Origin of the sequence: Pseudomonas asplenii, from assembly GCF_900105475.1 — a bacterium.
Lineage (GTDB): Bacteria > Pseudomonadota > Gammaproteobacteria > Pseudomonadales > Pseudomonadaceae > Aquipseudomonas > Aquipseudomonas asplenii.
In genome coordinates, this window is the sequence record NZ_LT629777.1 from 2,089,279 (window position 1) to 2,110,588 (window position 21,310).

The 21,310-nt window shown below is 61.8% G+C and carries 20 protein-coding genes; 12 read left to right on the forward strand and 8 right to left on the reverse strand.

What is annotated here, in order from left to right; all coding sequences use genetic code 11:
- Nucleotides 1–94: 94 nt before the first annotated feature.
- On the reverse strand, nucleotides 95–1,243 hold the full coding sequence (mltA, locus tag BLU37_RS09500) for a murein transglycosylase A (protein ID WP_090204324.1): 1,149 nt from the start codon (nucleotides 1,241–1,243) through the stop codon (nucleotides 95–97).
- A 146-nt stretch (nucleotides 1,244–1,389) separates the two neighbouring features.
- Here mltA and BLU37_RS09505 point away from each other — a divergent pair, with 146 nt between their 5' ends.
- On the forward strand, nucleotides 1,390–1,839 hold the full coding sequence (locus BLU37_RS09505) for a c-type cytochrome (RefSeq protein WP_019362671.1): 450 nt from the start codon (nucleotides 1,390–1,392) through the stop codon (nucleotides 1,837–1,839).
- 12 nt (nucleotides 1,840–1,851) lie between these two features.
- On the opposite strand, the gene BLU37_RS09510 is transcribed toward BLU37_RS09505, so the two are convergent.
- From BLU37_RS09510 to BLU37_RS09525, 4 genes are all read right to left on the reverse strand, one after another.
- Nucleotides 1,852–2,247 (reverse strand): DUF1090 domain-containing protein, encoded by a 396-nt coding sequence (locus tag BLU37_RS09510; protein WP_010444850.1) that lies wholly within the window; start codon nucleotides 2,245–2,247, stop codon nucleotides 1,852–1,854.
- Nucleotides 2,248–2,344: 97 nt separating this feature from the next.
- Complete coding sequence (ligB, locus tag BLU37_RS09515) at nucleotides 2,345–4,018, reverse strand: NAD-dependent DNA ligase LigB (protein WP_090204326.1); 1,674 nt, start codon at nucleotides 4,016–4,018, stop codon at nucleotides 2,345–2,347.
- A gap of 206 nt (nucleotides 4,019–4,224) precedes the next feature.
- Complete coding sequence (gene metK / locus BLU37_RS09520; RefSeq protein ID WP_010444845.1) at nucleotides 4,225–5,415, reverse strand: methionine adenosyltransferase; 1,191 nt, start codon at nucleotides 5,413–5,415, stop codon at nucleotides 4,225–4,227.
- Nucleotides 5,416–5,434: 19 nt separating this feature from the next.
- The gene (locus tag BLU37_RS09525) at nucleotides 5,435–6,430 is read right to left on the reverse strand and encodes an ArsR/SmtB family transcription factor (RefSeq protein ID WP_090204330.1); all 996 of its coding nucleotides are present in this window, start codon (nucleotides 6,428–6,430) and stop codon (nucleotides 5,435–5,437) included.
- Nucleotides 6,431–6,692: 262 nt separating this feature from the next.
- On the opposite strand from BLU37_RS09525, the gene tkt reads away from it, so the two are divergent.
- The 7 genes from tkt (at nucleotide 6,693) to BLU37_RS09560 (ending at nucleotide 13,384) form a co-directional block, all read left to right on the forward strand.
- Nucleotides 6,693–8,690, forward strand: a complete 1,998-nt coding sequence (tkt, locus tag BLU37_RS09530) for a transketolase (RefSeq protein WP_010444842.1) — start codon at nucleotides 6,693–6,695, stop codon at nucleotides 8,688–8,690.
- 216 nt (nucleotides 8,691–8,906) lie between these two features.
- A complete protein-coding gene (gene epd, locus BLU37_RS09535; RefSeq protein ID WP_090204332.1) occupies nucleotides 8,907–9,956 on the forward strand; it encodes an erythrose-4-phosphate dehydrogenase in 1,050 nt (349 codons plus the stop codon).
- A 17-nt stretch (nucleotides 9,957–9,973) separates the two neighbouring features.
- Entirely contained in the window at nucleotides 9,974–11,137 is a 1,164-nt protein-coding gene (locus BLU37_RS09540; protein WP_090204334.1) for a phosphoglycerate kinase, read from the forward strand.
- A 14-nt stretch (nucleotides 11,138–11,151) separates the two neighbouring features.
- Nucleotides 11,152–11,394 (forward strand): hypothetical protein, encoded by a 243-nt coding sequence (locus BLU37_RS09545; protein ID WP_232000490.1) that lies wholly within the window; start codon nucleotides 11,152–11,154, stop codon nucleotides 11,392–11,394.
- 58 nt (nucleotides 11,395–11,452) lie between these two features.
- A complete protein-coding gene (locus BLU37_RS09550; RefSeq protein WP_010444836.1) occupies nucleotides 11,453–11,791 on the forward strand; it encodes an MliC family protein in 339 nt (112 codons plus the stop codon).
- A gap of 94 nt (nucleotides 11,792–11,885) precedes the next feature.
- A complete protein-coding gene (gene fba / locus BLU37_RS09555; protein ID WP_010444835.1) occupies nucleotides 11,886–12,950 on the forward strand; it encodes a class II fructose-bisphosphate aldolase in 1,065 nt (354 codons plus the stop codon).
- 188 nt (nucleotides 12,951–13,138) lie between these two features.
- Nucleotides 13,139–13,384 (forward strand): hypothetical protein, encoded by a 246-nt coding sequence (locus BLU37_RS09560; RefSeq protein ID WP_090204337.1) that lies wholly within the window; start codon nucleotides 13,139–13,141, stop codon nucleotides 13,382–13,384.
- A 49-nt stretch (nucleotides 13,385–13,433) separates the two neighbouring features.
- Here the strand turns inward: BLU37_RS09560 and BLU37_RS09565 are convergent, their stop codons facing one another.
- On the reverse strand, nucleotides 13,434–14,105 hold the full coding sequence (locus tag BLU37_RS09565; protein WP_090204340.1) for a polysaccharide lyase family 7 protein: 672 nt from the start codon (nucleotides 14,103–14,105) through the stop codon (nucleotides 13,434–13,436).
- 404 nt (nucleotides 14,106–14,509) lie between these two features.
- On the opposite strand from BLU37_RS09565, the gene BLU37_RS09570 reads away from it, so the two are divergent.
- From BLU37_RS09570 to BLU37_RS09580, 3 genes are read left to right on the forward strand one after another with little or no spacing between them, the layout of a single operon-like run.
- Complete coding sequence (locus tag BLU37_RS09570) at nucleotides 14,510–16,633, forward strand: putative bifunctional diguanylate cyclase/phosphodiesterase (RefSeq protein WP_090204343.1); 2,124 nt, start codon at nucleotides 14,510–14,512, stop codon at nucleotides 16,631–16,633.
- A 45-nt stretch (nucleotides 16,634–16,678) separates the two neighbouring features.
- The gene (locus tag BLU37_RS09575; RefSeq protein WP_010444830.1) at nucleotides 16,679–17,191 is read left to right on the forward strand and encodes a M48 metallopeptidase family protein; all 513 of its coding nucleotides are present in this window, start codon (nucleotides 16,679–16,681) and stop codon (nucleotides 17,189–17,191) included.
- A 21-nt stretch (nucleotides 17,192–17,212) separates the two neighbouring features.
- Nucleotides 17,213–17,509: a winged helix-turn-helix domain-containing protein gene (locus BLU37_RS09580; RefSeq protein ID WP_019363038.1), complete on the forward strand. Its 297-nt coding sequence runs from the start codon at nucleotides 17,213–17,215 to the stop codon at nucleotides 17,507–17,509.
- Between the two features lie 6 nt (nucleotides 17,510–17,515).
- Here BLU37_RS09580 and BLU37_RS09585 read toward each other — a convergent pair whose 3' ends face one another.
- A complete protein-coding gene (locus BLU37_RS09585) occupies nucleotides 17,516–17,968 on the reverse strand; it encodes a GNAT family N-acetyltransferase (RefSeq protein WP_090204346.1) in 453 nt (150 codons plus the stop codon).
- A gap of 254 nt (nucleotides 17,969–18,222) precedes the next feature.
- On the opposite strand from BLU37_RS09585, the gene BLU37_RS09590 reads away from it, so the two are divergent.
- The gene (locus BLU37_RS09590) at nucleotides 18,223–18,960 is read left to right on the forward strand and encodes a substrate-binding periplasmic protein (protein ID WP_090204349.1); all 738 of its coding nucleotides are present in this window, start codon (nucleotides 18,223–18,225) and stop codon (nucleotides 18,958–18,960) included.
- A gap of 81 nt (nucleotides 18,961–19,041) precedes the next feature.
- Here BLU37_RS09590 and yccS read toward each other — a convergent pair whose 3' ends face one another.
- Nucleotides 19,042–21,234: a YccS family putative transporter gene (gene yccS, locus BLU37_RS09595; protein WP_090204352.1), complete on the reverse strand. Its 2,193-nt coding sequence runs from the start codon at nucleotides 21,232–21,234 to the stop codon at nucleotides 19,042–19,044.
- Nucleotides 21,235–21,310: the final 76 nt, after the last annotated feature.

Consider the following 21,310-nt stretch of genomic DNA (forward strand, 5'->3'; position numbering starts at 1 on the left):
GGCTTTTTCGCGGGCAAGCCCGGCTCCTGCAGGGGGGGTGAACCTGTAGGAGTCGGGCTTGCCCGCGAATAGGCCATGACGGCTTGCGCCGCAATCAGCTACCGATATCCGGCACCTGGGGCAACGCCATGCCCTTGGGCCACAGCATCCAGATATTGCCCTTCTGTTTCATGTCCCCGGCCAGTTGCCCGGCGGCATCACCGGTACCCCAGAACAGATCGGCACGCACTTCGCCGGCGATGGCCCCGCCGGTATCCTGCGCAGCCACCGGCCGCACCAGCGGCGTGCCGTCCGGGCGGGTCGTCGACAGCCACAGCAGGCTGCCCAGTGGAATGACCTTGCGGTCCACCGCGACGCTATAGCCGGCGGTCAGCGGCACGTTCAGCGAGCCGCGCGGACCTTCGTTGCTGTCCGGGTTGCGGGCGAAGAACACGTAACTCGGGTTGCTGCCCAGCAACTGCGGGATGCGCGTCGGATGCGCCTTGGCCCAGGCGCTGATGGTGCCCATGGTGACGTCTTCCTTTTTCAGCTCGCCCTGTTCCACCAGCCAGCGGCCAATGGCGCGGTAGGGGTAGCCGTTCTGGTCCGCGTAACCGATCCGCAGTTGTCGACCGTCATCCAGGCGAATTCGACCCGAGCCCTGGATCTGCAGGAACTGCAGGTCCATAGGGTCGGTCAGCCAGGCCAGCACCGGCGCCTTGACGCCCTGGGTGGCGATCAGTGCGGCATCGTCATAGGGTTTGACGACGCGGCCTTCCAGGCGTCCGCGCAGGCGTTTGCCCTTGAGTTCGGGGTAGATGCTTTCCAGTTGGACGATGATCAGATCGTCTGGTACGCCGTAGACCGGCACCGTGGCCTTGTCCGTGCGGGTCAGGCTGCCGGGGTAGACCGGCTCGTAATAGCCGGTGATCAAGCCGTCTGCACTGTTTTGCGCCGAGCGCAGTCCGTAGACCTCGAGGTTCTGCTGGAGGAAGGCGCGAATGGCTGCTGGCTCCGTGGGCACATTGCTCGCGGCGGCGCAGGTGTTCGCCCAGGTAGCGTCGTTCTTCAAACGGGTGCAGGCACTGCGCCACGAGGCAAAGCCGGCCTGCAGGTCGGCATCGGAAACGCTCGGCAGCGCTTTCCAGTCAGCCTTTACATAGGTGGTCACCGCCACATGGGGCTGGTTGTCCTTGCCGTTACAGCCGGCTAGCAGTGCCAGGGCGAGCAGGCTCCAGCCAAGGCGTTTGTAAGTGTTTTTCATGAACAAGCGTATTCCTTGAGCGACTACCTGTTCAGTCTTTGTTCAGGTAATCCATTCATTTATTGTGGGTATTGGCGGCCTGGCCTATTGGTCTTTGATCTTCAGGCGAGGATACTGGCCGCCGTTTCCCGTGACCTGATGCCATCATGACTATCAAGAAAATATTCGTTGTATTGCTGGCCGGCCTGAGCCTCGCCGCCTGTGGCGGTATCGATCCGAATTCGCCATTGGGCCAGCGCAAGGCCATTTTCAAGCAGATGCTCAAGACCAGCGAGGATCTGGGCGGCATGTTGCGCGGCCGGATTCCTTTCGACGGCCCGCGTTTTGCCGAGGGCGCAATCAAACTGGACAGCTTGTCCCATGAGCCGTGGAAACACTTCCCACAGGTCAAGGAAACGGAGCATACCAGCGCGAAGGCTGATGTCTGGCAAAAACAGGCGCGCTTCCAGGAACTGGCCCGTTCGCTGGAGGGCGCCACCGGCGAGCTGGTGATTGCCAGCAAGGTTCAGCCCTACCAGGCCAGTCTGCTCAGGCCGGCGGTAGAGCGGGTCGAGGATGCCTGCGATGCCTGCCACAAGGAGTTTCGCGATCACTGAGTAGACGCTGCGTTACTTGTCCAACTCGTCCAGCGCTTCCTGCAACACCTTGCGCGACTCGGCCAGCTTGTCCTTGCGCTTGTTGATCTTGTCCGGGTCGCCCTTTTTCATTGCCTTGTCGAGATCGGACTGGCGGCGGCTGACTTCGTGCCTGGCGTCGAGCACCTTGTTTTCCCGCTCCTTTTTCAGCGAAGCATCGGTGCAATGGGTGGTGACTTCATCCAGGGCTTTTTCCAGGCCGGCCTGTTGTTCGCTGTTGCCTTGGGTCTTGGCGATTTCAAGCTGGTTGCCGATCGCCTGGCGCTTGGCTGCACAGCCGGTCAGTTCGGGTTGTTCTTCGGCAGCCAGGAGCGGGGCGGCCATGACGGTGCACAGGGTGAAAAGCACCAGTGGAGAGGGAAATTTCATGAAAGGCTCCGTGTTGAAAAATACTGAAAAGTGACAATGAACGAAATAAAGCCGATTCGGTTGTATGACTGCTCCGGGTCGGCGTGCAAATTCTTCCTCAGAACCCATCGATTCCGGCTACACGCAATGATTCAGCCAAGGCCAGCACTTGCGGGTGCCGAAAGAAGGCACTCAATTGCGCGGCCCGTTCGGGACCGATCCCAGGTTGGCCTTGCCAGTCCTCAATGCTTCGGCTGGCGAGCGATTGCCAGGTACCGTCCAGCCTGATGCCGGCGGTTGCCGGCAATCCCAGGGCTTTCAGCCAGCGCTCGAATGGCTGCTGCCGGGCCATTTGTACGTTATCGAGCAACTGTCGACTGCCATGCGGGCCCAGGCCGGCAATGTTAGCAAGCTCGCGGGCATCAAGGGTCAGCCAATCGAGCAGTTGTTCAAGACGCCCCGCACGAATCAGCTTTTCCCAGGTACCGCGTCCCAGTCTTGGCAGCGCCAGCCCCTGCTTGCCGCTCAGCCAGGCCAGGCGGGCGAGAAACTGGCTCTCGCAGCCTGGGCTGTAGCGCCAGCAACTCAACTCATGAAAATCTTCCGGGTCGGGAACCGCCACTGGTTCACGCTCGACGCTGCGCCAGACCACGTCGTCCAGGCGCGGGATGGTCAGGCCGGCCAGGCTGATCGCCACCTGATCGCCGGGGCGCACGTCCAGTTCCCGCCAGCGTGGCAGGGAGCCGACGCTGACCCGCCTGATCTGTCGATCATCCAGGCGTACCGGGATCAGTTCGAGCAGAGGCGTGATCCGTCCGGTGCGGCCGATCGCAAAGCTGACCTTGCGCACATGGGCCAGGGCCTGGGCGTAAGGGTATTTCCAGGCGACGCCCCAATGCGGTGGTCGTGCCTGCCAGAGACGTGCAGGTGGTCGTTGGCCCTGGCGCAGAACCACGCCGTCGCTGGCGAACGGTAACGGCTGGCGGAACCAGTACTCGCGCCAGTGTCGGGCCTCGGCAAACTGGCTGATCGGCTGGCTGTAGGTCGCGCTGTCGGGGAAGCCCAGTGCGCTCAGCCCCTGCAGGCGTTCAAGCTGGGTCTTCGGGCCATCGGGCCAGTCCCAGACGAACAGCCCGATGCCTTCGGCTTCGTGGGCTTGCAACTGGTGCCGGGCCATCAGGCCGGCGACCGTGCTGCGGGCGTTCAGGCTGCCGTGTTCGGCCTGGATATGGTTGTTCTGGCGCCAGTACAGCTCGCCCTGCAGTACCAGGTCGAGCGGATGTGGCAACTGCGCGGGAATAGCCGTGATCAGACGGGCACTGTCGGTCCAGTCCTGGCCCGTGAGGCCGTCGCCCCGGCTGATGATCTGGTGCAATCGGCCTTGCCGATAGCTGAGCGTCACCGCCACGCCATCGATTTTGGGCTGGACCCACAGATCCTGGCGTTTGCCGATCCAGTCGCGGACCGCCTGTTCGTCCGGCAGTTTGTCCAGACCGGTATGGGCAAAGGGATGGGGCGTCGGTCCGCGGGCCTTGAGCAGTGGACTGTCCGGTGGGGTTTCGTTGGCGGTAAAACAGCCACGCCAGCGTTGTAGGGCCTGACGGGATTGATCGTAGAGTTCGTCGGCCACCGGCGAAACGCCTTGGCGATGGTAGCGTTCATCCCATTGCGCGATCTGTTGCCCCAGGGCCTCGATTTCGCGCAGGCCACGTTCTTTCGGCCAGTCCGGGCAGGGCGCGGCATGGGCAGTGAAACAGCAGAGGGAAAATACGAAACCAGGGAAAAGGTGCATGCCGGAGCATCCTTGCTCGACTCAAAAGCACAGCCTAGATCAGTCCCGGCATTGACAAACCCTGCAATGGGCAGGGCTTTCTTACCGCGTGTGTCGGCTGACTGCAACGGGCCGTCCGCAGGCTTGGCACTGGCATCGCTTGCCGTGGCCTGCATGAAAAAGCCCTTCATGGCGGACCATGAAGGGCTTTTGTGACACGGGGCTCTTTACAGGCCGGCAGCTGCGCGCAGGGCGTCGATGCGGTCGGTTTTTTCCCAGGTGAAGGTGGTGAAGGTATCTTCGCCCACGGTTTTCTGCTCCGGGGTACGGCCGAAGTGGCCGTAGGCTGCGGTCTCCTGGTACATCGGGTGCAGCAGGTCGAGCATGGTGGTGATGGCGTATGGGCGCAGGTCGAAGATTTCGCGGACCAGCTTGATGATCTGGTCATCGCTGATCTTGCCGGTGCCGAAGGTGTTCAACGAGATCGAGGTCGGCTGGGCGACGCCGATGGCGTAGGAAACCTGGATTTCGCAACGGTCGGCCAGGCCGGCAGCGACGATGTTCTTGGCCACGTAGCGACCGGCGTAGGCCGCGGAGCGGTCAACCTTGGACGGGTCCTTGCCGGAGAATGCGCCACCGCCGTGACGGGCCATGCCGCCGTAGCTGTCGACGATGATCTTGCGGCCGGTCAGGCCGCAGTCGCCTACCGGACCACCGATGATGAAGTTACCGGTCGGGTTGATGTGGAACTGGGTGTCCTTGGTCAGCAGCTCGGCTGGAATGACCTGCTTGACGATCAGTTCCATCACGCCTTCGCGCAAATCCTTGTAGGACACGTCAGGGTTGTGCTGGGTCGACAGGACGATGGCGTCGACGCCAACCACCTTGCCACCTTCATAACGGCAGGTCACCTGCGACTTGGCATCCGGGCGCAGCCACGGCAGCAGGCCGGACTTGCGGGCCTCGGCCTGGCGCTGGACCAACTGGTGGGAGTAGGCGATCGGGGCTGGCATCAGCTCCGGGGTTTCGTTGCTGGCGTAGCCGAACATCAGGCCCTGGTCGCCGGCACCCTGGTCTTCCGGCCGGCTGCGGTCAACGCCTTGGGCGATGTCCACCGACTGCTTGCCGATGATGTTCATCACGCCGCAGGTAGCACCGTCGAAGCCGACCTCGGAGCTGTTGTAGCCGATGTCGAGAATCACGTTACGGACGATGTCTTCCAGGTCGACCCAGGCCGAGGTGGTGACTTCGCCAGCGATGATCGCCACGCCGGTCTTGACCAGGGTTTCGCACGCGACGCGGGCAAATTTGTCCTGAGCAATGATGGCGTCCAGTACCGCATCGGAAATCTGGTCGGCGATCTTGTCCGGATGCCCTTCAGACACGGACTCGGAGGTGAAAACGGAATATTCGCTCATATCGATGGTTTTCCTGAGTTTACCGATGTTGAGTGGCACCAGCCGGTCGCTGAAAGTGGCGAACCTGAATCTGGAAACCATTACGTAAGCCTACATAGAGGCTGTCCTCGGGCACGAGTCCCGCAGCGATGGCCCAACGGGCCAGATCTTCCTGTTCGAACCCCAACCAGAGATCACCGCAGGCCTCTCTGGCCCAACTCTGGTTGTGGCTGCATAACTCGGTTACCAGCAGACTGCCGCCGGGTTGCAGCAACCCGGTCATCTGCTTCAAGGCTTCGGCCGGCGCGGCGAAATGGTGCAGGACCATGTTCAGGACCACGCAGTCGGCCTGGAGACTGTTGTTCTGCAAGGCATCGGCCAGTTGCAGGCTGACGTTGCTCAACGCTTCGCGTTCGCACAGCTGGCGGGCCAGCTCAAGCATCGCCGGGCTGTTGTCCAGCGCCGTGACCTGCTGAAAGCGTCGCGCCAGCTCGGGCAGGAAACCACCGTCGCCGGGGCCGATTTCCAGAGCCGTGGCGTCGGCAGCGAAGTTGAGCTTGTCGAGCAGGGCCAGGACGCTGTCGCGGTATTGCGGCAGGCCGGCAATGAGGTCCTGCTGGGCGCGGAATTTTTCCGCCACCCGCGCGAAGAAGTCCTGGCTGGCGGCGGCCCGTTGCCCGTGCACCTGGGCGATCCGCGCCTGCACATCGAGGGGCAGTGGCAGGGCGTCGACTTCGTCGAGCAGTGCTGCATGCAGCTTGCCCCCCGGCAATTCGGTATGGGGCAGGGCGCGGCGGTAGAAGATCGCATTGCCTTCCCGACGCGTGGCCACCAGGGCAGCCTGGGCCAATACCTTGAGGTGGTGGCTCATGCCCGATTGGCCGATGGCGAATATCTGCGCCAATTCCAGTACGCCAAACGAGTCGTTGGCCAGCGCCCGCAAGACGTTCAGCCGCAATGGGTCGCCGCCGGCCTTGCACAGGGCGGACAGCTCATCGCAGTGATCATGATGCAGCGCGGGCGCGGGTAGGTTCATAGGGCCAGCAGTCTAGTCAGCGTATCGATGACTCGCAAGGGCAATATCAAAAACTTTTGATATTGCGGGATAAATGGCACTTTCTGCTTTTCTCGTCGCTCTACAGACGAAGCGCGGAAAGGATTCATCAGCGATATGCGCAACTATCGACGGGAAAAACACGGTTGAACGACTATCTGTCATTGCCCCGAAGGCGCTCCGTGAGGGAAAATGCAGGCCTTTTTTCCGTTTCGTTTCAATATCAAACCCCAGGAGATCAGCGATGCCCAGCCGTCGTGAGCGTGCCAACGCCATTCGTGCCCTCAGCATGGATGCCGTGCAAAAAGCCAACAGCGGCCATCCCGGTGCCCCCATGGGCATGGCGGATATCGCCGAAGTGCTTTGGCGCGATTATCTGAAACACAACCCGAGCAACCCGTCGTTCGCCGACCGTGACCGTTTCGTACTGTCCAACGGCCACGGCTCGATGCTGATCTACTCGTTGCTGCACCTGACCGGCTACGACCTGTCGATCGATGACCTGAAAAGCTTCCGTCAACTGCACAGCCGTACCCCGGGCCACCCGGAATTCGGTTACACCCCGGGCGTGGAAACCACCACCGGCCCACTCGGCCAGGGTCTGGCCAACGCGGTCGGTTTCGCCCTGGCGGAAAAGGTTCTGGGTGCCCAGTTCAACCGCCCTGGTCACAACATCGTCGACCACCACACCTATGTGTTCCTGGGTGACGGCTGCATGATGGAAGGCATTTCCCATGAAGTCGCGTCCCTGGCCGGTACCCTGGGTCTGGGCAAGCTGATCGCCTTTTATGACGACAACGGCATCTCCATCGACGGTGAAGTCGAAGGCTGGTTCACCGACGATACGCCCAAGCGTTTCGAGTCCTACAACTGGCAGGTGATCCGCAACGTCGACGGCCACGATCCGGAAGAGATCAAGACCGCCATCGAAACCGCCCGCAAGAGCGAGCAGCCGACCCTGATCTGCTGCAAGACCACCATCGGCTTCGGTTCGCCGAACAAGCAGGGCAAGGAAGATTGCCACGGCGCCCCGCTGGGTGACGCGGAAATCGCCCTGACCCGTGCGGCGCTGAAATGGAACTACGGTCCTTTCGAAATCCCGGCCGACATCTATGCCGAGTGGGACGCCAAGGAAGCCGGTCGCGCCGTCGAGGCCGAATGGGACCAGCGTTTTGCTGCCTACTCCGCAGCCTTCCCGACCGAAGCCAATGAACTGATCCGTCGTCTGAGCGGCGAGTTGCCGGCCGACTTCTCGGAAAAGGCCTCGGCCTACATCGCCGAAGTCGCGGCCAAGGGCGAAACCATTGCCAGCCGCAAGGCCAGCCAGAACACCCTGAATGCCTTCGGCCCGCTGCTGCCTGAGTTCCTCGGTGGTTCGGCGGACCTCGCCGGTTCCAACCTGACCCTGTGGAAAGGCTGCAAGGGTGTCAGCGCTGAAGATGCCAGCGGCAACTACATGTACTACGGCGTGCGCGAGTTCGGCATGACCGCGATCATGAACGGCGTCGCCCTGCACGGTGGCCTGGTGCCCTACGGCGCGACCTTCCTGATGTTCATGGAATACGCCCGCAACGCGGTGCGCATGTCGGCACTGATGAAAAAACGCGTGATCCATGTCTACACCCACGACTCCATCGGTCTGGGCGAAGACGGTCCGACCCACCAGCCGATCGAACAACTGACGAGCCTGCGCAGCACGCCTAACCTCGACACCTGGCGCCCTGCCGACGCGGTGGAGTCCGCCGTGGCCTGGAAGTCCGCGATCGAGCGCAAGGACGGCCCTTCGGCGCTGATCTTCTCCCGTCAGAATCTACAGCATCAGCAGCGCGATGCGGCGCAGATCGACAACATCAGCCGTGGTGGTTATGTACTCAAGGACTGCGCGGGCGAGCCTGAGCTGATCCTGATCGCCACCGGTTCGGAAGTGGGCCTGGCAGTGCAGGCTTTCGACAAGCTGACCGAGCAGGGCCGCAAGGTCCGCGTGGTGTCCATGCCATGCACCAGCCTGTTCGATGCCCAGGATGCCAGCTACAAGCAGGCGGTTCTGCCATTGCAGGTCGGCGCGCGTATCGCTATCGAAGCCGCGCATGCGGACTACTGGTACAAGTACGTGGGCCTGGAAGGCCGCGTTATCGGCATGACCACTTACGGTGAGTCGGCGCCAGCCTCGGCCCTGTTCGAAGAGTTCGGCTTCACCCTGGAGAACATCCTGGGTCAGGCTGAGGAACTGCTGGAAGACTGAGGTCGGTGACAGGCGGGGCGGCCCCATTCGCGGACAAGCCCTGCTCCTGCAGGAGAGTGTCGTGCACACACTTTGTGTTCGGCGCAAACCTTGTAGGAGCAGGGCTTGCCCGCGAAGACGGCGGCCCAGATACCGCTTGCCTCCCAAACTCACCCGTTTTCATGTAACCCATGCCTTGGCATGGGTTCTTGATGTTCAAGCTCCGGCGAGATCTCCATGCCTCAACCGCGTCCCTACAGAGTTGCCCTTAACGGCTACGGCCGTATCGGTCGTTGTGTCCTGCGCGCGTTATTCGAGCGAGGAGACCGTGCCGGGCTGGAAATTGTTGCCCTCAACGATCTGGCCGACATGGCCAGTGTTGAATACCTGACACGCTTCGACTCCACTCACGGCCGCTTTCCTGGCGACGTGCGGGTCGAGGACGACTGTCTGCATATCAATGGCCGCTGCGTGAAGGTCTTGCGTAGCGCCAATCCCGAAGACATCGATTGGGTGACTCTGAACGTCGACCTGGTGCTGGAGTGCTCCGGTGCCTATCACACCCGCGAGGACGGCCAGCGCTTTCTCGCGGCCGGCGCGCCACGTGTGCTGTTTTCCCAGCCGATGGCCAGCGAGACTGCGGTGGATGCCACCATCGTCTACGGGGTCAACCAGGATTGCCTGACCGGCGACGAACTGCTGGTTTCCAACGCTTCCTGCACCACCAACTGCAGTGTGCCGCTGCTGCGCCTGCTGGATCAGGCCATCGGCCTGGAGCACGTGTCGATCACCACGATCCATTCGGCGATGAACGATCAGCCGGTGATCGACGCCTACCATGCTGAAGACTTGCGGCGTACGCGCTCGGCCTTTCAGTCGATCATTCCGGTGTCGACCGGCCTGGCCCGAGGTATCGAACGCCTGCTGCCGGAACTTGCCGGGCGAATCCAGGCCAAAGCGGTACGGGTGCCGACTGTGAATGTGTCCTGCCTCGATATCACGATGCAGACCGTCAGCGACACCGATGCCGTGGAGGTCAACCGGATCCTGCGCGAGGCCGCCACCAGCGGTCCGCTCAAGGGCCTGCTGGCCTATACCGAGCTGCCCCACGCCAGCTGTGACTTCAATCATGACCCTCATTCGGCAATTGTCGATGCCGGTCAGACCCGCGTTTGTGGCCCCAGGCTGGTGAACGTGCTGGCCTGGTTCGACAACGAATGGGGTTTTGCCAACCGAATGATCGACGTTGCAGGGCATTACCTGAACGTTGTCCACCAAAAACCGTAAACCAGAGATTGCGACCCATGACCGTGTTGAAGATGACCGACCTCGATCTGCAAGGTAAGCGCGTGCTGATCCGCGAAGACCTCAACGTCCCTGTCAAGGACGGTGTTGTCACCAGCGATGCGCGTATCCTGGCTTCGCTGCCGACCATCAAGCTGGCCCTGGAAAAAGGTGCTGCAGTCATGATCTGCTCGCACCTGGGCCGTCCGACCGAAGGCGAGTTCTCGGCCGAGAACAGCCTGCAGCCGGTGGCTGACTATCTGAGCCTCGTCCTGGGCCGCGAAGTGCCGCTGGTGGCCAACTACCTGGACGGCGTCGACGTCAAGGCCGGCGACCTGGTGCTGTTCGAGAACGTGCGCTTCAACAAGGGCGAGAAAAAGAACGCCGACGAGCTGGCCCAGAAATACGCCGCCCTGTGCGACGTGTTCGTGATGGATGCCTTCGGTACCGCTCACCGTGCCGAGGGTTCGACCCATGGCGTGGCCAAGTTCGCCAAGGTCGCGGCTGCGGGCCCGCTGCTGGCGGCCGAGCTGGACGCGCTGGGCAAGGCCCTGGGTGCACCGGCCAAGCCAATGGCGGCGATCGTGGCCGGCTCCAAGGTATCGACCAAGCTCGATGTCCTCAACAGCCTGAGCCAGATCTGCGATCAACTGATCGTCGGCGGCGGCATCGCCAACACCTTCCTGGCCGCTGCCGGTCATCCGGTAGGCAAGTCACTGTACGAGCCAGATCTGCTGGACACCGCCCGCGCCATCGCCGCCAAGGTCAGCGTACCGCTGCCAGTGGACGTGGTGGTTGCCAAGGAATTCGCCGAAAGTGCTGCCGCCACCGTGAAACTGATCGCCGACGTGGCCGCTGACGACATGATCCTCGACATCGGCCCGCAGACCGCTGCGCAGTTCGCCGAACTGCTGAAGTCGTCGAAGACTATCCTGTGGAACGGTCCGGTCGGGGTGTTCGAGTTCGATCAGTTCGGTAACGGCACCCAGGTGCTGGCCCAGGCTATCGCCGAAAGCTCCGCGTTCTCCATCGCCGGTGGCGGTGACACCCTGGCGGCCATCGACAAGTACGGCGTGTCTGCGGATATCTCCTACATTTCTACCGGAGGTGGTGCTTTCCTCGAATTCGTCGAAGGCAAGGTGCTGCCAGCCGTGGAAGTGCTCGAAAGCCGCGCCAAGGCCTGAGCGGGTATTGGCCGTTGAAAGGGAATATTCATAGGATCAAGGCCGTTGCGCTGCTGATCGTTGTTGCCACGCTGGCCGGATGCGCCAGCGAACCCGGCACCCGGCCCGCGGAGCAAGCTCCCGAGCCAGCCGGCAAGGGCTGCCACCAAGCGGACTGGCAGGCGGAAACTGCGCCGGTGTTGAACAAGCGTCTGGGCCCGGATGGCCTGGAAAAATACGAGGCTCCGTCCCCGACTCGGGAACAGGGTTGCCCCTGACGGGTCTGACTTATTACATGCAGCACTGGCGGCCTGGGCCGTCAGTCGAGGAACCGGCATGAAAGGCTTTATTGCCCTCGCTTCACTGGCACTGCTTGGCGGTTGCGCCGCCTTCAACCTGCCGTCGTCGACATCGGCGAAGGACAACTGGACCCGCTGGGTCTGCGACAGCCAGACCGAAGTGTTCTGGCGTTATGCTGATGGCAGCCAGCAGTCGGTCGACGTGCGCATTGGCGGCGCCGATCAGGTGTATCGCCTCAAGCCGGAAGTCGGTGCCGTCGACAGCGGCGTGCTGTACAGCGACAACATGTTGGCGTTTCACAAAAAGGGTGACGAAGGCCTGGTTTACTGGGTTGCCACCAACGATTTGATCGGTCGGGCCTGCAAGGCGCCCTGACCGGTAACAGCTTGATCCGCAATCACTTGAATAGCAGCCGCCGCTCCGGCAGGCTTGCACGATTAACGACCCTCGACCGGGAGAGACACACACAATGGCACTTATCAGCATGCGCCAGATGCTGGACCACGCAGCCGAGTACGGCTACGGCGTTCCGGCCTTCAACGTCAACAACCTTGAGCAGATGCGCGCCATCATGGAAGCCGCTGACAAGACTGACTCCCCGGTGATCGTCCAGGCTTCGGCCGGTGCCCGCAAATATGCTGGCGCGCCGTTCCTGCGCCACCTGATCCTGGCGGCCATCGAAGAGTTCCCGCACATCCCGGTGTGCATGCACCAGGACCACGGCACCAGCCCTGACGTCTGCCAGCGCTCCATTCAACTGGGCTTCAGCTCGGTGATGATGGACGGCTCCCTGGGCGAAGACGGCAAGACCCCGACCGACTACGAATACAACGTCCGTGTGACTCAGCAGACCGTGGCCATGGCCCACGCCTGCGGCGTTTCGGTGGAAGGCGAGCTGGGTTGCCTGGGTTCGCTGGAAACCGGCATGGCCGGTGAAGAAGACGGTATCGGCGCCGAAGGCGTGCTGGATCACAGCCAGATGCTGACCGACCCGGAAGAGGCCGCCGACTTCGTCAAGAAGACTCAGGTCGATGCCCTGGCTATCGCCATCGGCACCAGCCACGGCGCCTACAAGTTCACCAAGCCGCCTACCGGTGACGTGCTGGCGATCGACCGCATCAAGGAAATCCACAAGCGCATCCCCAACACCCACCTGGTGATGCACGGTTCGTCCTCGGTACCGCAGGAGTGGCTGGCGATCATCAACCAGTACGGTGGCGACATCAAGGAAACCTACGGCGTGCCGGTCGAGGAAATCGTCGAGGGTATCAAGCACGGCGTGCGCAAGGTCAACATCGACACCGACCTGCGCCTGGCGTCCACCGGTGCGATGCGTCGCCTGATGGCTACCAACCCGAGCGAGTTCGACCCGCGCAAGTTCTTCGGCGCCACCGTGACCGCGATGCGTGACGTGTGTATCGCCCGTTACGAAGCCTTCGGTACTGCCGGCAACGCTTCGAAGATCAAGCCGATCTCCCTGGAAGCGATGTTCCAGCGGTATCTGAAAGGTGAGCTGAACGCCAAGGTCAACTAAGGCCTCCAGCGCTCAAGGGAACCCGCCGAAAGGCGGGTTTTTTTATGGGCACCACGCTACCGACGCTATAAGTGAACGACCTTGGCACTATGAGGAAACGATATAGCGGACTGTCAATTATGACAGTGGTATGGATGGGGGGCGATACGCCACGCTGGCGGCTCATCCAGCCAGCGAGGCCCATTACCATGAGCGAAGAGGAAGAAAGCGATCACAGCCACCTGATGCACTTCAAGGTCCGCCAGAAGATCAACGTGACCCGGCGCACTCCGGGTGTGCAACCGGCTTGTGAGCGCGGTGAGCTGTGCAGTATCGACTGGAGCGCGCGGATACTCATCTACTGCGCGGAAAGCGGCCTGTACCGGAGCGTGAAGTTCGATGAGATCGAACAGATCGATCCCATCGCCAGCTACAGGAAGTCATCCCTGTTCTGACCCTGATTGACCGGCACCTCTCTCCAGCCCCGCCCTGCATTTGGGGCCGTCAGCCCGTCTCGTGATCGATATCCAGCTTGTAGAACGTCACCATTCCGCCTTCGCTGGTATATCCGGTGTTGTCCTGCACATAGACCCCGGCCTTGAAGTACAGCGGCTTGTCACGCCAACTGGTGCTGACCTGGGTATTCCACGCCGCGTCGGCGGCACGCACACTCAGGTAGCCACCACGACTGAGGTGAATGACGTAGGTGAACGTCTTGTCCAGCGGCACGTCGTCGGCGATCTGGATCACGCGGCTTTCCTTGTCGTCCGGATGATTGCGAACCTTCACCACGATGATCCCGGTCTTGCGGCTGTCCTTGTACTGGTACTCGACCTTGAGCATCGGTTGGGTGCTGTTGTAGGCGTGGATCTGGCCAATGACGATTTTGCCCGAGGAGGGGACCTGGTTCACTGCCAGGGTCGCGCGCAAGTAGTTGTTGGCTTCGCCGTACAGCCAGTTGCGCAGGCGTCCGTCGGGGTAGGTTTCGCGCAGTTCGCTGCGCGGGTAGATAGCGTTCTCGGTCTTGGACCCGGTCACCGGTGACCAGAAGAACAAGGTGCCGCTATCCGAATGGAAGTACTGGTCCTTGAAGCCTTGCACCAGTTTGGGCGTATCGATGGTTGCCGGCGGAGTGCCGACGGGGACGCTGAGGTTCCAGGTCGTCAGGTCGATCATGATCGTCTGTTCCGTGAAAAACGTAAGACTCGCGGAAACACGGGCGAAGTCCGGTATTTCGGACAAACCGCTTTGGCCCGCAGGTTTGCGCGCCCTTTATAAGGGTTGAACGATAGTTTGTTAACGCCGTTCCGGCGAACGGTTGACGTCAATCCTCCGACGAAATGCACGGTCCCCGGCGGGTGGCGGTTTGCCCGGATGACCGTTAGTCGGATTGGCAAGATGCTATTACGCTAGCTGGCTCATTGCCTCCATCTACCGTTAGTCGGGAGATTTCGGCTTCCGTTAAATGATGGCGTAATGATCACTACGCTTCGCGAAAACTCGGACTAGAGTTGGTTTTGTGATGAAGTCCGGTTCCGTCTGACATGGGTGGAGTCCTCTGAACCTGATAGAGATGCAGCATGGATTGCGCTCAACTTAAGGCTGGTGATAGCAGTTCTGTCCTTTTGGTGGTCGACGACTATCCTGAAAACCTGATCAGTATGCGGGCCCTGTTGGAGCGGCAAGACTGGCAGGTGGTGACGGCGGCGTCCGGTATCGAAGCGCTGACACTACTGCTCGAACATGAAATCGACCTCGTCCTGCTGGATGTGCAGATGCCTGGCATGGACGGTTTCGAAGTCGCTCGCCTGATGCGTGGCAGTCAGCGTACGCGGCTGACCCCGATCATTTTCCTGACCGCCAACGAGCAGTCCCAGGACGCCGTGATCAAGGGCTATGCCAGTGGTGCAGTGGACTATCTGTTCAAACCATTCAACCCGGATATTCTCAAGCCCAAGATCCAGGCGTTGCTCGAGCAGCAGCGCAACCGTCGGACGCTGCAACGCCTGACCCGCGATCTGGAGGCGGCCCGGGCATTCAATGCCTCGGTGCTGGACAACGCCGCCGAAGGCATCCTGGTCGTCAACGACGACGGCAGCATCCGTTTCGCCAACCCGGCGATTTCGCGCTTGCTGGGGGCGCCGTTGGACATGCTGATCGGCATGCCGTTCCTGCACTTCATGCAGACACCGCATTTCGACGAGTGGCTGACGTCGCCGTTCTACGAGGGGTATTGCCAGGGCGAGACCTACCGCCTGCATGACGCCCTGTTGAGCACCAGTAGCGGCGAGTCGCTGCCGGTGGCGATGTCGTTCGCGCCCCTGCCGAGTGACCAGAAGGCCATGGTGGTGACGCTGCTCGACATGTCGGTGGTGCGCCATCTGCATGAGCAACTGGAGTTCCAGGCGGTGACCGACCCGCTGACGGGCCTGCTCAATCGCCGGGGGTTCTACCAGACGGCGGAAAATACCCTGCTGCGCAGCGACCATACGCCCAAGTCGATGGTGCTGATGTATTTGGACCTCGACGGTTTCAAGCGGGTCAACGACTCCCTCGGGCACGATGCCGGCGACCGCGTGCTGCGCTGGGTCTCCGAACAGTTGAAGGTCTGCCTCAAGCCTTTCGATATCCTGGCGCGCATGGGCGGTGACGAATTCACCGCCCTGCTGGAGCTGGAGCGCCCGGAGCAGGCGGCGAAAGTGGCGGAAAAACTGATCGAGCGCGTCTCGATCCGCCAGCAGATCGACGGCATGGAGATGACCCTGGGCGTCAGCATCGGTATCGCCATCTATCCCGACTGCGGCTCGGATCTGGAAGGTCTGCTGCGGGCGGCCGACATCGCCATGTACGAGGCCAAGCGCGCCGGACGGCAGCAGTATCGCTACTACGACCATGAGATGAACGGCCGCGCCCGTTCGCGGCTGATGCTCGAGGAAAGCGTGCGTTCGGCCATCGAGGGCCGCGAATTCAAGATGGTCTATCAGCCGCAGGTGTCCCTGGAGGACGGCAGCCTGCGCGGCTTCGAGGCCCTGCTGCGCTGGCATCACCCAAGCGTCGGCGATGTCCCGCCCGGCCTGTTCCTGCCGCTGCTGGAGGAGGTCCGGCTGATCAGCCGCCTGGGTAGTTGGATCTATCGCCAGGCGGCAACCCAGCGTCATGCCTGGAATGGCGTATTCGCCGACGAGCTGGTGCTGAGCGTGAGCTTGAGCGCCACGCAATTTTGCATGCCGAACCTGATCGATGAATTGCAGGAGGTGATCGAGCGACATGACCTGCGTCCCAGCCAGTTGGAAGTCGAAATCACCGAGTCGGCCTTGATGCAGGACCTGGAAGCTTCGCGCAAGCAAATGCGGCGGGTTCGCGCACAGGGTGTGCGGGTTGCCCTGGATGATTTCGGCTCCGGTCATTGCTCGCTGAACCACCTGCGTGATCTTGAACTGGATACGCTCAAGCTCGACCGCCACCTGATCGCGAGGATTCTCGATTCGCCACGGGATGCCGCATTGGCGCGCAGCGTGATTGAGCTCTGCCAGCAGTTCGGTCTGTTGGTGATTGCCGAAGGAGTCGAGACCCTGGAGCAGGCTCAGTGGCTGCGAGCCAATGGTTGCCCCTTCGTCCAGGGCTTCCTGGTCGCCCGCCCGTTGATCGCCAAGGACGCCACCGAGTTTGGCAAGACCTTCGACTGGAGCGCACTGTCGGGCTGATTTGGTTAAACTGGCAGTCTTTCCCGATGTCCCCGACGGCCCCCCATGACTGTGCTGAAATACCTCCAGGCCTATCCTGCGTCGCTGCAGGAGCAGGTGCGCCAGATGATCGCCCAGGACCGGCTGGGCGATTATCTGAGCCAGCGTTATCCCGGCCGGCATGCGGTGCAGAGTGACAAGGCGCTGTACGGCTACGCCCTGGCCCTGAAGCAGGAGCACCTGCGTAACGCGCCGGCTATCGACAAGGTGCTGTTCGATAATCGCCTGGACCTGACCCACCGCGCCCTGGGCCTGCACACCGCGATCTCGCGAGTCCAGGGTGGCAAGCTCAAGGCCAAGAAGGAGATCCGCATTGCTTCGCTGTTCAAGGAGGCGGCGCCGGAATTTCTCCGGATGATCGTGGTGCACGAGCTGGCGCATCTCAAGGAAAGCGACCACAACAAGGCGTTCTACCAGTTGTGCGAATATATGCAGCCAGGGTATCACCAGCTGGAGTTCGACCTGCGGGTCTACCTGACCTGGCGGGATCTGCAAGGCAAGGCCGCCGCGGCCGATTGATCGATCGACAAGGATTTTCCGATGGATATCAGCAAGACCAAGAGCAGTTTCTATCGCCGCCTGTACGTGGCCTGGCTGATCGATAGCGGCACGGCCAGCAGTGTCCCGGCGTTGACCGAGGTGACCGGCATGCCCCGGCGCACGGCCCAGGACACGATCGTGGCGCTGGCCGATCTGGACATCCTCTGCGAATTCGAACAGCAGGAGGGCGCCCGCAACCATGCCGGACACTACCGGATCCATGGGTGGGGGGCGATCGACAAGGGCTGGATCGAGCGTAACCTGATGTCGATCAAGCAGGTGCTGGGTTACCCCTGAGTCGCTTCAAACCTTGCGCATGCCGACGTGCGGGATGCCGTCTTCCAGATAGGTTTTGCCCACGGCGACGAAGCCATAGCGGCCGTAGTAGTCCTGCAGATGCGCCTGGGCCCCCAAATAGATCTCCAGTCCTGACCAGACTTTCTCGATCTGCTTGAGCGCTTCGCGCATCAGTTCATGCCCCAGTCCGATTCCGCGGGCTTGGGGGGCGATGACCACCCGCCCGATCGCCACGTTGCCGCCCTGTGACAGCGGGTCGAGCAGGCGCAGATAGGCCACCAGCCGATCATCGCGCCAGCCCATCAGATGATAGGTGTCGCCTTGGAGGTCGCGGCCATCGACTTCCTGATAGGGGCATTTCTGTTCGACCACGAAGACTTCGGTACGCAGTTGCAGGATGGCGTAAAGCTGTTCCTTACCCAGGTCGCTATGGTGCTTGCAGATCCAGTCGATGCTCATGTCATTCACTCTGATTCGAATACCCGGTACCGATAATAGCGGCTCGAGTGGTTGATTCGCACAGGTGAAGTCATTCAGGGCTTTACCCTACTGCGTTGCCCGGCTTCATTATCTTTGTGTAATCTGCCCGCCAGGACGTTTGTCCGGGCGCGAATGAGCTACTGTTAGGAACACGGAGATGGCCATTTGCTTTCGCCGAATCTTCTGCTTAGCCTCATTCTGTAGGGCAGACCCGCCCGCTAAGGATCTTCGGCATGCCGCGATTGCATCGAGCTTTTGCCTTGCTTGGATGGCTACTGTTCGCGCAGGAAGTCGCCGCGGAAAAATTGCGATTGGTGGCTGATTCATGGCCACCGTTCACCGATACGAACCTGGTCAATGGTGGCCTGGCGACCGATATCGTCAGTACGGCCCTGGCCCGGGCCGGCTATGCCAGCGAATACGAGCAGGTCCCCTGGGCCCGGGCGCTCAAGGGCGTCGGTGAGGGGCGTTATGATGTCCTGATCAATGCCTGGTACAGCAAGGAACGAACTCAGTTGGGGCAGTTCTCGAATGAGTACCTAGTCAACCGCGTGATGTTTCTCAAGCACCGTGACTCACCGATCACCTACGACAACCTGTCGCAGTTGTACGACTATCCTATTGCCGTGGTGCGCGGCTATGCCTATTCCGACGAATTCGACGCGGATGCGCGATTACGCAAAGTTCCGGTGCACAACTTCGCCATGGCCGTGCGCATGCTGGCGGCGGAACGAGTGAAGCTGACACTGGAAGACGAATATGTGGCGCGCTACTACCTCAACAGTGAGCCGCCCGAGGTCCGCGACGCGGTAGAGTTCCTGCCCAAGTCGCTCATCGAGAATGGTCTGCATATCCTGGTCAGTGAGCGCAACCCGGAGCATGCGCAGATCGTCGCCGGGTTCGACCGTGAGATTGCCGCGATGAAAGCTGACGGCAGCTACCAGCGGCTGCTCAAGCTGCATGGGATGTGATTGCGTGACGGGACACGATGTCCAGCCGCAAGGTTTACGACCGGTTCGGTCATGTTCCTCGCGGTGGCCAGTCTCGCCGGCTCACACCGGCGCCTGTTCTTCCGGTCCCTTGATCAGATGCGCCGCCAGCGTGCGCAGCGGCCCCAACTGACGGCAGATCAGCGCCAGTTGTGTCTGCACCAGACGCTGTATCTCATCGATTTCGTCCGGCATCTGTTCCAGTTCGGTCGCCAGGGCTTCCTCGGCGTCGCTCTGGACCTCGATGGCGGTCTTGTTCGCCAGTCCCGTGGCGATCTGCTCGATGCTGGCGGCGAGGGTTGCTCCGACACCATTGATCAGGTAGTCGCGGACTTCTGCCGGTAGCTGGTTCTCGCGATGCGCGCCGAGCCCGGAGAGGTAGCTGAGCAAGGTGTGCGACAGCACCAGGAAGCGGAAGCCGACGTCGGCTTCCTTACGGAAATGCCCCGGCTCCATCAACATGTTCGCCAGCGTGGTCGACAGTGCTGCATCGGCGTTGTGGGCGTTGCGGCGGGCCAGGCGGTAGGCGAGGTCGTCACTCTTGCCCTGGCCGTATTGCTGCATCACCTGGCGCAGGTACAGGCTGTTGCAGCTCAGGGTATTGGCCAGCACCTTGTTCAGGCGTCGACCCTGCCAGTCCGGCAGAAACAGGAACACCGCCAGGCCGGCGATCAGGCTGCCCAGCAGGGTGTCCAACAGGCGCGGCAGGAACAGCCCGTAGCCGTCGCCGACCTGGTTGAAGCAGAACAGCACCATCAGCGTCATGGCGGCGGTCGCCAGGGTATAGCGGGTGGTGCGGTTGATGAAGAACACCAGGCCGGCGGCGATGGTGAAGAGTGCCTGGATCAGCGGACTTGGGAACAGGTCGAAGAGCGCCCAGGCCACTGTCAGGCCAATGGCGGTTCCCATGATCCGCTGGCCGAGCTTGCGCCGGGTTGCGCCGTAGTTCGGCTGGCAGACGAACAGCGTGGTGAGGATGATCCAGTAACCTTGGGACGGGTGCACCAGGTGCACCATGCCGTACCCGATGCTCAAGGCCAGTGGCAGGCGCAGGGCATGGCGGAACAGCAGCGAAGTAGGCGTCAGTTGGGTGCGCAGGCGTGTCAGCACGTCCTTGAAGTTGCGCGGCGAGCGGTCCAGCAGACTGCTGTCGGTGGCATCGGCCAGGCTGTCGGGGTTGCTCGCGGCGCTGAGCAGCCGGTCCAGGGTGCTGAGGTTGGCTGCCAGCGCCCGCAACGAACGCAGCAGGCCGCGCCAGGCCGGATTGCTCTGGATGCGCAGGTGTTCCATCGAGGCATTCAGATCAGCCAGGGCTTCGGCGAAGCTGGCGTCATAGACGAACGGCTGGCGCAGTTGGATCGATGCCGCCAGGGATCGACAGGCCTTGCCCTGCTGGCGCAGCAGGCGCTGGCAGCGGAACAGCACGTCGCTGTGGAAGAACGCCTCTGCCAGGGCGTTGTAGGGGTAGTGCGAGGAACTGGCGCGTTCGTGGATATCCTGGGCGAGAAAGTACAGCTTCAGGTAGCGGCTGACCTTCGAGCCCGGCCGACCGTTGCCGACCCGGTGCAGGATGATTTCCTTGGCGGTGTTCAGTGCCGCGACCACCCGACCGTTCTGCTGGGCCAGCTCCAGGCGCCGGGCCTCGACGTCCAGCTGACGGATCGGCTCGAACAGTGACGACTTGAGCTTGAGGTAGTAACCCAGCTCGCGGAACACCTTGGCCAGGCTCTGCTGCACCGGCTGGTTGGAGAACATCGCCTGCCACAATACCGACAGCACGCCATACCAGCCGGCGCCGGCCACCAGCAGCAGGGGTTCGTGCCAGAGGTTGGAGACTTCGCCGCCGCGCTGGTCCACGCCGATCATGGTGTAGACCGAGAGAATCAGCGTCGCCGAGGCAATCGCGCCATAACGTTCGCCGAGCGCACCGAGCATGGTCAGGCCGAAGGCCGCCAGGGCCATGGCGCAGACGAACAGCAGCGGATAGGGGAACAGCAGCTCGACCGAGAAGGCCGCAACGCTGAAACATACCAGGGTCACCGCCAGCGCATTGAGACGGCCCTGCCAACTGTCGTCGGTTTCGGCCAGCGCACTGGCGATGACTCCGAGGAACAGTGGGATCAGCAGCTTCATCTCGTTCTGGAACCAGCACAGGGTCATGATGCCGGTCAGGGCGATGAATACCCGGACGCTATAACTGAATTTATCCAGTGCCCAGAGGCGACGCAGAGAGTGGTTGAACGAGGTCGATGCCATGAAGGTGTGAGAGCCTGCCGAGCGGTTGATCAGTATGTGCCTATAGACGGGTGACGACGCAATGGCGCCACATGGA